We start from the raw sequence: 12,064 nt of genomic DNA, 5'->3' as shown, positions 1-12,064 counted from the left end.
CCGCAACCGACAATATTCAACATGGGAATCACTGCCATCTATCGCGCTGAATTGTTGGCGCGAGAAAGACAGTGGTTGGACAAGATCTTGGTCGCACATCTTAGACATGTATCCGAATTGGAAATGACGCTGCTGGTCGCGGCATCGGATCACCCCGTCCTTCCGCAGGAGGCCGCCAGATCGACGAACGTTGAATCGATGGCTGACCCTGGAAAGAATGAGCACGACGGCTTTACTTCGGTGAGTCGCCATTTTCACTTGCTGAAGGGAACAACCATATTGTCGAGGTACTTCCGCGCCTTTTGCCTCGCTGCTACGGCGCTCCCTATTCTCCCCTCGACCCTTGCGTATGCCGACGACAACTTCCTCAACATTGTCCAGGACGGAAATACCCATAGTGGACAGGTCATCCAGACCGGCTTAGGCAACCGGGCAGGCACCGACGTTCTGCCGGTGCATCAGGAAGGATTTTATGACGATCTCACCCTGACCCAATCCGGTGACAATAACGACATTGGACGATCCAACCGCGGGCTGGTGCAGAACGGCACGGCCTCCGTCGACGGCAGCCCGGCCAATAGTGCCACGATCCTGCAACAGTCGAACGGCAACGTCATCGGCGAACTGGTGCAAACGACGCTTGGCACACACACCAGAACGGGCAACATTCTTGCCGTCAAGCAGTTGACCGGTGGCAGCAATACAATTGGCTCCATCGAGCAGCTGCAAGGCATCGGCGACGCCGCCAATAGCGCCAGCTTTTTCCAGAACGGGGTTGGCAACTGGCTGGCAAATCTGACCCAGAAAACCACCTCGGGCGGTGACGACAACCAGGTAACATTGACGGTTACTGGCAATTATAACGGCATAGATCCGGGGAACCAAACCGGTGTTGGCCCGCTGGCCACACTTGCCAACAGTGTCGGTGCGCATTCCAGCCAGATCATTCAGGACGGCGACGGCAGCGGCGGCGCCGCCAACATCATCGATCTCACCATTACCGGCGACTACAATCAGTTTGGTCTGACCCAGCTCGGCACCGACAATAGCGTCGCCGAACAGATTACCGGCAGTGACAATTCCTTCGCCGTCTATCAACTCGGCCAGCACAACCAGATTGTCTCCGGCGGCGTGGCTGGTGACAGCAACGACTTGGGTATTCGTCAGGTCGGTTATTCAAACAGCGCCTCGGCAGTTCTTAACTGGACAAGCAGCGACAACGGTGTCGGCATCGGCCAGAATGGAGACGCCAACACGGCGGACGTATCGCTAAAAGGCGATCATGGGCTTGTCGGCGTCAGCCAGAATGGCAATGGCCATTACGCCCACATCACCACGGTCGGCGACAGCAACGTCGTTCTGGCCATTCAGGATAATCCGGGTTTTACCAATAGCGTCGGCAATTCGATGACCGTCAACATCAACGGCGATGGCAATAATGGCCTCAATGGACTTGCCGCCGCGTCATTTTCTGGCATCGCGCTGGCAGCAGCCAATTTGGCGCCGTCCATCGAACGCTCCGTGCTCATCGCCCCCGACGCCACGTTGCTGGTGAGTTCCCTTCGGGGCACCATCAATCTCGTGCCTGGCCTTCTAGTTCAATTGGGCGACAACAACACAATGGACATAGATGTCGGCGCAGCGATGAGTTCAGACAATAACCTGTTCGCCGCTGAACAAAAGGGCAATGGCAACCTGATCACTGCCAGCATCAACGGCAGCAACAATCAGTTCATTGTCAGCCAGATCGGCGACGACAACATGGCCGCGATCAACCAGTTTGGCAGCGGCAACATCGCGGTTATCCGGCAGTAGCAAAAGGCAGTCTCCAAAATCACAAACAAGCAAAATTCATCTGCAGAAGAGCTGCCGGATATCCTGTGACATTGTCGCCACACCTACTTCACAAACAAGCAAACTGGCAGGCCGACAGTGTTGATATGCCCCGAAACGCTTGCGGAAGTGGGTCGGGAGGAGTCAGGATGGTCCTTATATTTTCGATGCTAGTTAAGTATCATTGACGTTTTGCCTCGACTTTTTCAGGGTCCGGCTTCAAAAAGTTACTATTGATATTCGGCGCATGCCTGCGCCCTCCATCTTGGAGAAAACGGCGAATACTTTTGGCGCCTGGCGCGCCGCAGAGCAATTGTGGGGGCGAATTTGTACCGTTTCTTGACGCGTGGCCTGTTGGCTATGGTAAGTGTCGCAGCGATTAGTTGCAGCACGGCGATGGCTGCAGATCTGGTCTATACGCCCATCAATCCAACTTTTGGCGGCAATCCCGGAAATTCGTCGCATCTACTGAGCATCGCTGGCGCGCAAAAGACCGCCACCGCCTCAGATGCCCCCGTCACCTCAACGGGTGGCAGCGGCACAAGTGGCAGCGGCAGCAGTTCCAGCAATAGCGGCGCATCGCTTTTTGTATCTCAGTTGCAGGGGCGCTTGCTATCTGCGCTCGCCAGCCAGGTTACAGATGCCATCTTCGGCACCAATCCCCAGAACCATGGCACCGTTACTTTTGGCGATACAACCGTAGTATTCGACAACACGGGCTCAGCCATCAATCTAACCATCACCGATCCAACGGGCGTCACGATAATTTCCGTGCCGCAGTTGGTTGTGACGCCCTGATCGAGGTTGACCAAAGTGTTCAAGACTAAGCAAGTAAATAGTGCGGAAAAATTTCAGACTGTCCGCAAAATAGTCATGACCGTAGTTGGAACAGCAATGGTCGTAGCGCTCGCGGGCTGCGTTGCCTCACCTTTTGACCAGAAAGGCGCGCTCACTGCTGGGCGGTACAAACCGGTTTTGGCCCCAATTACCCCGATCAACGCAGATCTCCGGGCCCTGCCCCCACCAGATAAACGGATTACTGTGTCGGTGTACGACTTCCCCGACCTTACCGGGCAATTCAAAGATCAATCCAATTTTCAGTCATTGTCCAAAGCCGTTAGTCAAGGCGGCTCGGCCATGTTGATCAATGCGTTGCAGGATGCGGGTCAGCGCCATTGGTTTACCGTACTGGACCGCGCAGCTCTCAACGATCTGCTCAAAGAGCGCCAGATCATAACGGAAATGCGCAAGGTCTACCGTGGCGAGAACAATATCAACCCCGGCGTTCTGCCGCCGCTTGATAGCGCCTCCATCATCCTTGAAGGTGGCATTACCGGATATGATACCAATGTCCAGACCGGCGGCGCCGGGGCCAATTTCCTTGGCATCGGCGGCAATACTAAATGGACCCAAGACACGATCACTGTGACCCTTCGCGCTGTATCCACCAAGACTAGCGAGGTACTGGCGAGTGTTACCGTTAACAAGGTAATTGCCTCTGTCGCGCTCGACGGCAATATGTTCCTCTACGTACAACTCGACAAATTGTTGCAGGCTGAAACCGGCTACACTCAAAACGAGCCCAAGCAAATCGCAGTTCAGGGCGCCATCGAGAAAGCCGTAAAGTCTCTTATACTGGAGGGCGTACAGCTCAATATCTGGTCGTTCAAGAACAAGTCGCAGGGCAACGTGCTTGTCGCCCAGTATGACGCCGAAAAATACGGGAACACCGCCATACCAGCGACTGGTGCGCGCGCCCTTCCCGCAACACGCAATGCCGCCGCGGTTGTGCAGACACAGCCAATTCGCTTCAACGCACCGCCCAAAGCCACGCCGGTTGCAAGCGTCACCACGCACCCTGCCCCAACCGGCGGAGCACCTTCATCGGGCGGTACCGCACCGACTCAAACGGCGCTACCGCCAACCCAAGGCAAGGATGGTGAAACACTGAACTAGAAAGACAGGTCCGCCGCACCAATACCGTCACGCCGGTGGCATGTTGGACGAAAAAGACCAACTGCATAAAATTTTACTCAATTTTCGAGGCATGTTTTTAGGCGCACCGGTCAAATTACTCCCAACGACAGGGAGTATTCAATATGACCAAAACATTTGCAGTACTTGTGCTACTTGGCGCCGGCTTTTTTGGCCAGGCTCACGCCAGCGACGCTCTTTATATCACGGCGGACTACCATTCATCGGCGAATAGGAACATTGCCAACGTCAGTTTGTTGGGGGACAGTAACGCGTTTTCGATTGACCAGACCTTCACCGGCTTGGGTAGCGTAAATAGCCTGAGTCTCGACATTATCGGCGATCTCAATGGTGGCCCGCTGAACACCGCGTTCGCGCCAGCTTTAGCTAGCATCGGTCTGCAGCCCGGACAAATTGTGCAATACGGCAACGCCAATGCGATGAGCGTAACGTTACACGGGGCCAGCAATTTGTTTGCTGCCGCACAAGTTGGTTCCAACAACATGTTGACCGCAATGGTGGTGGGAAATAATAATCAATCTTCCGTATCACAAAGTGGTACAGGAAATAGTTTATCGTTTACTCAGAATGGCAATGGGAATAGTTTGACAGTGGTACAGCGCGCATATTGATGCGCGAATAGTCAACAGGAGGGTGTCAAAGTGACATGCACACGGGGCAGAGCTGCCGTTATCATTGCAATTGCGGTCGCTGGTGTTTCGCTGGCGACCTCCGGTGTCAGCCTGGCGGGTAGCGGCAACGAACTTTATCTTGTGCAAGATTCATCTTCCGCGCTTGGTGGCGGCGAGTCTTTTTTGGCCGATCAAAGCAATTCAACCAATTCCTCCATCGGAACAACTTTGGCGCCAGCGATGCAGAGCGGATTTGGCGACGTGGCCCACATCACAATTGATAGTCAGTGTGCGCTCGCGTCTACAGATTGTGGTCACGCCGATCTCGTCCAAGACTCAAGTTACAATTCTGAGCTTGCAGCCATGAGTACATTAACCACCGATATTGACGGCAACAATGCGACAATCAGTATTGTGGGTGACGCAGCAGCCAGCATCAACCAGCATGGTTATGGCAATCAGGCCGGCATTTCCGCCAACGGCTCCATAAGCACCATAAATCAAATCGGTTTGAGCAATCAGGCCAGTATTTCCGCCATTGGCGCCATTGGCGCCATAAATCAAATCGGTTTGGGCAATTCAGCTAGCCTGAATATTATACCCGAGGACCCATTTGGCGCGCCTGCCAAATATACGGTAAATCAGTTCGGGTTCAACCAAGAGCTGGGACTCGATGTTCTTGCATGGGCAGGCACAAATTCTTCCTATACCCAGTTTGGCGCCAATGGATCGTATGGATCCCCCGCCACGCCGGTTGCTATCTCATCGACCAAATCCGTTGATGTGATCCAGATTAGTTACTGATTTTAACACAAGACACAGCGAACGGCTCGACAAACGATCGGCGTCGCAATTATTGACGGAGGCCCCACTGATGCGTCTAGCCTGTGCATTTGTTTTCTTGTTTGGAACATTCGCCTTGCCCGCCTGGGCTCAATCTCAGGCTGAATTTGTTAGCGCCTTTTCAGGCAAGTGGCAGATCTATGAGCAACGCATGGGTATCGGATCGAGTGTGTGCAAGCTGGAACTGGCGGCCCAGACGCAAGGTTCTAGATTACAAATGACGACCGCGGACTGCGCAGCACCCCTAGGTGCTGCAGCGTCGTGGTCAATAGAGGGCAGCCAACTGGTGTTTTACGATGCCGACGATAAGGCGCTTGCAAAATTGGGAGGCAACCAAAAACGCGTCACCGGAGAGACCGCCGACAAGACATTCGTGATCGTTGAGCGCTCGAACGGGGATGGAATGGCCGCAACTCTGCAGGCAGCATATAATGCCAGTGGTTGCTACTATCTTGGCTACACTCAGAAGTGTGCTCCGCGCAGTGAAATGGCCGAACCCACCCCGACACCCGATGGGCGGATTCACATACAATTGCAGGCCAATTTGGGTGTACATACCGAACCGCGCAATGACGCAAACATCGTTGGCACCGCACAAAAAGATAGCTGCGTCGTTGCGGATAGCTGCGTCATGGCCTCGGACGGCCCGTGGTGCAGGGCAAAGTTTGGTGACACGACCGGATGGTTGCGAAAGCTGACCTTGCGTCAAAACCGTTGGCCGGTCGTCACTTTTGTCAACAGTTGCAGCTAAGTAGCGGCCGTTGCGGGTATTTTAGGCGGCTCCGCCTGCGAGCGTACGGTAATCCCAACAATTTCGCAGCCGCAGCCAGTCTGCCCCTTCAAAACCATCATGGTGTGTTCTCGGGCGGAATTTCGAAAAGTCCAGTTGGGAAGTCGTCCAAACTGGTTTGATTTTTGCTCGCCAGTATTCTTCAATGCCGTCAACGCCTTTGGCTTTGGCCCAGGCGTCCATCTGAGGTCGCTCCTCTTGGTACTCAAAGAGTGGCACCCCATAGCCGCATGAAGTTTGCACAATATTGAAGTCCAGTAGAACCATCTGACGTGCTCCCAAAGGAGCATTCCCGTTGAATCGCTCCGTCACCAGGGCTGCAAACTCGCGGCTCTCTCGATGTATGACACGCCCGCAACCATAGAGGCGCATAATTAGAGGCGGCCCGGCCACAGCGCAAAACATGATCGTCAGGCGTTTATCGATTTTAAGATGTGCGGCTGTCTCATTTCCGCTCCCGGTTCGGTCCAGGTACACAACCGCGTTGTCGTCTAGAACACGAAACATGTCGGTACTGCGCGGCGATATGTTGACGTGTCCCGTGGGTGCCGCAGATGCAGTGAAGAACACATGCTGTTCCGCAATGTAACGATGGTGATGAGCTTCAAGACGGGGAAATTGCTTTGCCATAAACTGATCATGCCATTGCTCAACAACCAGACGCCAGTTTTTTTAAGTTGATGCAATGGCCAATATTCAAGCAAGGCAACGGTCTGCATTGTTAACAGTCCGGCTCAGTACCGATGATGATCGGCCGCTTCTCGGACCTTCACACATGTGGGATGCACTTGAAAGGCTAAGATGCACGTACAGGCTCCCCGGCCCCAACGTCAAACCTCCGATTTATATGCAAGTCGCCGCTCTCGACAATTTTTCCCAGTTCAAGTCGCAGTCGCTGCAGAAATTATCAATCAGTACGTTTAGTATTGACTGAACATACTAATCTACGTAATCTAACCAAATGGACCAAACGCAAAAAATCGACAACTTCATTGAGATGATGGGATTGATCTCTCATACCGAGGGTGGACCGCGCATCGCGGGGCGGATATTTGGATTGCTCATTGTTGCGGGCGAACAAATGTCGCTGCATGAAATGTCAGAGCGACTGCAGATTAGCCGCGCCAGCGCCAGCACCAACGCCCGCCTTCTGGCAGACCGAAATGTTATCCGACTGACGTCGCGCCCCGGTGAGCGCCAGGATTACTATGAGCTTGTGCCCGACCCTTATCGGTCAATGATTGAGAGTTTTGGCACCAGCATTCAACGAACCGCCCGAAAAATGGCGGAAGCAGAAAAGAGTTTTCCTGACGAAATGCCCGAAGCCAAGCGGCGGGTCAAGGATCTTTCAAAATTTTATGCAGTGACCCTTGATCTATTTGACGACTGGGCAAAACGCCTGCCGCCCACCAATTAGCGCGCGGCCCGACACACAACTGAACCCCTAATCTGCCTACATCGGAGCCAGCAATGGACACCATACGTCAGGATAACGCGCCGGTCGCCCCCACGAGCGATAAACCGAATTGGGCCCAAAGCAAGTTTGAGCGGGCAAATTCCGCGCGCATCGCTGCCGGGGAAAAACCAAAGCGCCGAAAAGGTCCATGGATCGTTTTGGCAGTGCTGATTGTGGGCGGCGTCGCTGCTTATGTCATCGTGCCCCGACTGAACCCCGCTCCGGTCACACCCGCAGCGGAGGCAGAGTCGGCCGAACTGATCATGCAGTTGGTACCCGAAGAAATTGAGACCGTGGCACCACGGCTGCTTGAGGACACCGTCAAGGTTACGGGCACCCTCGGCCCGGTTCGACAGGTCCAACTGAATGCGCAGATCAACGGACCGGTCCTTGATGTCGCTGTCGATACAGGCGACCGGGTGTCGGCCAAACAGGTCGTCGTGAACATCGACACCGAGAGCCTGCGTATTCAGTTTGATCAGCAATCCAGTTCGGCTGAAGCCACGCGCGTGCAACTTTCCCTCGCAGAGCGCCAGCTCGACCGCACTCTTACGCTGTCTGATCGCGGCCTGTCCTCGGCTGCAGCAGTCGAGCAGGCCCAGTCGAGTGTCGATGGTCTCCGCGCTAACCTCAATGCCTTACAAGGGCAGGTTTCGGCGGCACAGATATCGCTCAACAATGCCATTGTTGTTGCGCCCTTTGACGGGGTGGTCGCCTCCCGCTCGGCTCAACCCGGTCAAACCGTATCAATAGGCGCCCCTCTCCTTACCGTTGTTGATTTGAGCAAGGTGGAGTTGCAGGCCAACGCCCCCGTCAGCACCAGCGGCCGGATCAGATCCGGCCAACGCGTTGATGTCACCTTCGACGGATTGAGCAATCAAACATTCGTTGGCAAGGTCGAGCGGCTGGCACCGTTGGCGCTGCAGGGTACTCGCGTGATCCCCGTTTTCGTCTCGCTGGACAATTCTGATCTGCTGCTACGTGGCGGCATGTTTGGCACCGGACGTGTCGTCGTCGACCAGAAACAGGATTCGCTGGCAGTACCCGTTGCAGCAGTGCGCGAGGACATCAATGGGAGCTACATCCTCAAGCTCGAAAACGGTGTTGTAGTTCGGCAAACCGTCGAAACAGGCGGCCAGTGGAATGACGGTCGTCTGGTGGAAATCGTAACGGGCATTGTGGCGGGCGATACCATCGTAACCGCCCCCCTCACCCAGCTTAACCCTGGCGACCAATATGCGATCGTGGAGGACTAAGCCATGTTCTTGACCAAAATCAGCGTCAATAATCCCGTCTTTGCCACCATGGTCATGGTCGCCCTGATGGTCTTTGGCATTTACTCATACTTGCGCCTACCAATCGAGCAATTGCCAGACATCGACCTGCCGGTGGTTGCCGTGGTCGTCAGCTATCCGGGCGCCTCCCCCGAGGCGGTTGAAAACGATATTGTTCAACCGGTCGAAGATGCGGTCAATACCATCAACGGCATCGACTCTGTCCAGTCCACATCGGCAGCCGGTCAGGCCCTGATAATCATCCTGTTCGACATGGAAGTGAATTCTTCCGACGCTGCTCAAGAGGTCCGTGACCGTATAGCCACGGTGGCGCCATCATTCCCCGAAAACGCCAATGACCCGCAAATCTTGCGGTTTGATCCGGGCGAATTGCCTGTAATGTCGTTGGCCATCAGCTCAGACTCGCTTTCTCAACGGGATTTGACGGCGTTGGCCGAAGATGTCGTCGTGCGCCAGCTCTCGATTATTTCCGGCGTCGGCCGGGCAACTATCGTGGGTGGCGTGCCCCGCCAGCTCAACATTCTGGTCGATCCGGACAAGCTGAACGCTTTCAATGTCGGCGTCGGTCAGGTACTCGCAGCCCTGCAGCAGGACAACCAAAACCTGCCCGCAGGATCAGTCGAGGAAGGGTTGCTCGTCCAGCCCATCCAGGTCGAAGGGCGCATTGTGCGTTCCCAGGATTTTCTGGACATCATCATCGCTCGTCAGGGTGGACAGCCCGTGCGGTTGGGCGATGTAGCGACCATCGAAAATGGTCAGGCGGACGTCGGTAGCCTTGCAGTGCTAAACGGCGAACGCGCTATCGCCATCGACATCGTCAAGACCCAGGGGGCAAACACCGTCGAGGTTGCCGAGCAGATCCGTCACGCCATCGAACTGCTGCGATCCGACGAATTGCCAGAAGGCGTCAAATTGGACGTGGTAACCGATAATGCCGTGCCGGTCGAACAGTCATTCCATGCCGTTCAGAACATGCTGATCGAAGGCGCCCTTCTTGCCATCATCATCGTGTTTTTGTTCCTCAATTCATGGCGCTCGACGGTCATTACGGGCCTGACGCTGCCCATCTCTATTATCGGCACCATGACTGTGCTGTTCTTCCTCGGCTTCACCCTCAACATGATGACGCTGATGGCGCTCTCGTTGGCTGTAGGTCTTTTGATCGACGATGCCATCGTTGTTCGTGAAAATATCATGCGCCACCTCCACATGGGTAAAAGCCATCGACAGGCAGCGCTGGATGGTACCAATGAGATCGGGCTGGCCGTGTTGGCCACAACGCTTTCCATTGTCGCCGTGTTCCTCCCCGTTGCTTTTATGGAGGGCATTCTTGGGCGTTTCTTCCTTCAATTCGGCGTCACGGTTTCAGTTGCCGTGCTGATTTCGCTTTTTGTCGCCTTCACGCTCGACCCGATGATGAGCAGCGTCTGGTACGATCCAGCCGCCGAGAAAAACCCCAAACGCGGCCCCATCGGCAAGGCCATTGCCCAATTTGATCGCTTCTTTGAATGGATTTCAGGAGGCTATCGCAATGTGCTGCGCTGGAGCCTTTCCCATCGCAAATCAACGCTCGGAATCGCCGTTGCGGCACTGATGGGAAGTTTTGCGCTGTTCCCACTGGTGGGTGTGGAATTCACACCAGCCGTCGACAACAGCGAGTTCCAGGTCTCCCTGGAAACCCCGGTGGGTTCGTCGCTTGACTATACGGCAATCAAGGTCCGTCAGGTCAATGACACACTCATGCAGTTCCCGGAGATCAAAGGCACCTACGCAACGGTCAACGGCGCCGGTGGCTCCGGAACCAACAGCTCATCCATTACCGTGTCTATGGTCCCTCCGGATCAGCGTGAAAGCACGCCTCAGTCCATCGTCCCTGCCGTACGCGAGGCCCTCAAGCAAATTCCGGGTGCGAATTTCAACATCGGCGCGGCCGGTGGTTTGGGTGGCGGTGTGACGGCACCAATCCAGATCAGCGTCTATGGTGACAACTTCGAGGTGCTCGACCGTCTGGCGGGCGAGTTGGGTCGCAAGTTGGAAAAAATCGACGGCGTCATCGACGTCGAGTCCAGCCTTGATTCCGCCCAACCCGTGCTGGGCGTACAGGTGGATGCAGACGCAGCCAGCGATCTTGGCGTAAGCATGCAGCAGATTGCTTCGACCCTGCGCCCATTGCTAGGCGGGCAGGAAGTTACCGACTGGACAACAGCACAGGGCGACAATTTCTCCGTAGTCGTACGACTGCCCGAATGGGAGCGCGACGACGCCAATGCTTTGGGCGCTCTGCCAATTACACAAAGTGGCGCTACCGGTAGCACCCAGATCATCCGGCTCGACCAGGTCGCAACCATCGTGCCATCGACCAGTCCCGGGGAAATTCAGCGTCTCGACCTGGCGCGTCAGGTGACCGTATCAGCCAACCTGTCCGGGACAGATCTAGGCAAGGTCACCCCTGCCCTGCGCGACGCTATTGATAGTCTTCAGATGCCAACAGGATATCGGGCAACCACCGGTGGTGACGTCGAACAGCTCAACGAAACGGCCAGCGCCGCTGGGTCAGCCCTGTTGTTGGCGGTGGTGTTCATCTATCTGGTTCTGGCATCACAGTTTGGCAGTTTCATTCAGCCAATTGCCATCATGGTGTCGCTCCCCTTGGCGCTTGTAGGCGTGTTGGTGGGACTGTTGGTTGGCGGCAGTACGCTAAACATGTTCTCCATTATCGGCTTCATCATGCTGATGGGGCTGGTCGTCAAGAACGCTATTCTGTTGGTTGATAACGCAAATCAGCATCACCGTGCTGGTATGAATCTCTACGACGCGTTGGTCGAAGCCGGTATCACCCGGTTCCGCCCAATCATCATGACTACGCTTGCCATGATCTTCGGCATGCTGCCACTGGCTTTGAGCATTCACGAGGGAAGTGGCCAGAACGCGCCAATGGCCCATGCGGTGATTGGCGGCTTGATCAGCTCCACACTGTTGACGCTGGTGGTCGTACCCGTGGTCCTGACCTATCTCGATGGCTTTAGCCGCTTCGCGGCCCGCCTCCTGCCCAAGGCGCCGCACGACGATCCCGAGACAGATCTGCAGCCAGCAGAATGACGCAAATAACCATGTTGGCGCTCAACCAGGCCGCCAGCATTTCATCAGAACCGCCCTCGAATTCGTAGTCACGATGGTGGATCTGGAGCCTGGCGATGGTTTGACCTCTTCATCGCCGGGCTCATCCCAGCACTCAAAAATC

At 55.3% G+C, this 12,064-nt stretch carries 10 protein-coding genes; 9 read left to right on the top strand and 1 reads right to left on the bottom strand.

Going from position 1 to position 12,064, the window contains the following annotated elements; genetic code table 11:
- The first annotated feature begins 123 nt into the window (after positions 1-123).
- The 6 genes from PSQ90_RS14795 to PSQ90_RS14770 all read left to right on the top strand — a co-directional run bounded on the left by PSQ90_RS14795 (position 124) and on the right by PSQ90_RS14770 (position 6,033).
- Positions 124-1,815, top strand: coding sequence for a curlin repeat-containing protein (locus PSQ90_RS14795; protein WP_282211045.1), 1,692 nt, complete (start codon positions 124-126; stop codon positions 1,813-1,815).
- Positions 1,816-2,193: 378 nt separating this feature from the next.
- Positions 2,194-2,631 (top strand): curli assembly protein CsgF, encoded by a 438-nt coding sequence (locus PSQ90_RS14790; RefSeq protein ID WP_282213081.1) that lies wholly within the window; start codon positions 2,194-2,196, stop codon positions 2,629-2,631.
- 75 nt (positions 2,632-2,706) lie between these two features.
- Entirely contained in the window at positions 2,707-3,789 is a 1,083-nt protein-coding gene (locus PSQ90_RS14785) for a CsgG/HfaB family protein (RefSeq protein ID WP_282211044.1), read from the top strand.
- A 143-nt stretch (positions 3,790-3,932) separates the two neighbouring features.
- The gene (locus PSQ90_RS14780) at positions 3,933-4,439 is read left to right on the top strand and encodes a hypothetical protein (protein ID WP_282211043.1); all 507 of its coding nucleotides are present in this window, start codon (positions 3,933-3,935) and stop codon (positions 4,437-4,439) included.
- A gap of 30 nt (positions 4,440-4,469) precedes the next feature.
- Positions 4,470-5,243 carry a hypothetical protein gene (locus PSQ90_RS14775; RefSeq protein ID WP_282211042.1) on the top strand — a complete coding sequence of 258 codons (774 nt, stop codon included), beginning with the start codon at positions 4,470-4,472 and terminating at the stop codon, positions 5,241-5,243.
- Between the two features lie 70 nt (positions 5,244-5,313).
- Complete coding sequence (locus PSQ90_RS14770; RefSeq protein ID WP_282211041.1) at positions 5,314-6,033, top strand: AprI/Inh family metalloprotease inhibitor; 720 nt, start codon at positions 5,314-5,316, stop codon at positions 6,031-6,033.
- A 21-nt stretch (positions 6,034-6,054) separates the two neighbouring features.
- Here the strand turns inward: PSQ90_RS14770 and PSQ90_RS14765 are convergent, their stop codons facing one another.
- On the bottom strand, positions 6,055-6,702 hold the full coding sequence (locus tag PSQ90_RS14765) for a pyridoxamine 5'-phosphate oxidase family protein (protein ID WP_328517509.1): 648 nt from the start codon (positions 6,700-6,702) through the stop codon (positions 6,055-6,057).
- Between the two features lie 331 nt (positions 6,703-7,033).
- Between PSQ90_RS14765 and PSQ90_RS14760 the strand changes: the two genes are divergently transcribed.
- Genes PSQ90_RS14760 through PSQ90_RS14750 form a run of 3 tightly spaced genes read left to right on the top strand, consistent with a single transcriptional unit; the run spans position 7,034 to position 11,922 of the window.
- On the top strand, positions 7,034-7,489 hold the full coding sequence (locus PSQ90_RS14760; protein WP_282211040.1) for a GbsR/MarR family transcriptional regulator: 456 nt from the start codon (positions 7,034-7,036) through the stop codon (positions 7,487-7,489).
- Positions 7,490-7,542: 53 nt separating this feature from the next.
- On the top strand, positions 7,543-8,784 hold the full coding sequence (locus PSQ90_RS14755) for an efflux RND transporter periplasmic adaptor subunit (RefSeq protein ID WP_282211039.1): 1,242 nt from the start codon (positions 7,543-7,545) through the stop codon (positions 8,782-8,784).
- Between the two features lie 3 nt (positions 8,785-8,787).
- Positions 8,788-11,922: an efflux RND transporter permease subunit gene (locus PSQ90_RS14750; protein ID WP_282211038.1), complete on the top strand. Its 3,135-nt coding sequence runs from the start codon at positions 8,788-8,790 to the stop codon at positions 11,920-11,922.
- Positions 11,923-12,064: the final 142 nt, after the last annotated feature.

Source organism: Devosia rhodophyticola, assembly GCF_028816475.1.
In the GTDB taxonomy this organism is placed as follows: Bacteria; Pseudomonadota; Alphaproteobacteria; order Rhizobiales; family Devosiaceae; genus Devosia; species Devosia rhodophyticola.
This window is presented reverse-complemented; position numbering and strand designations above follow the sequence as displayed.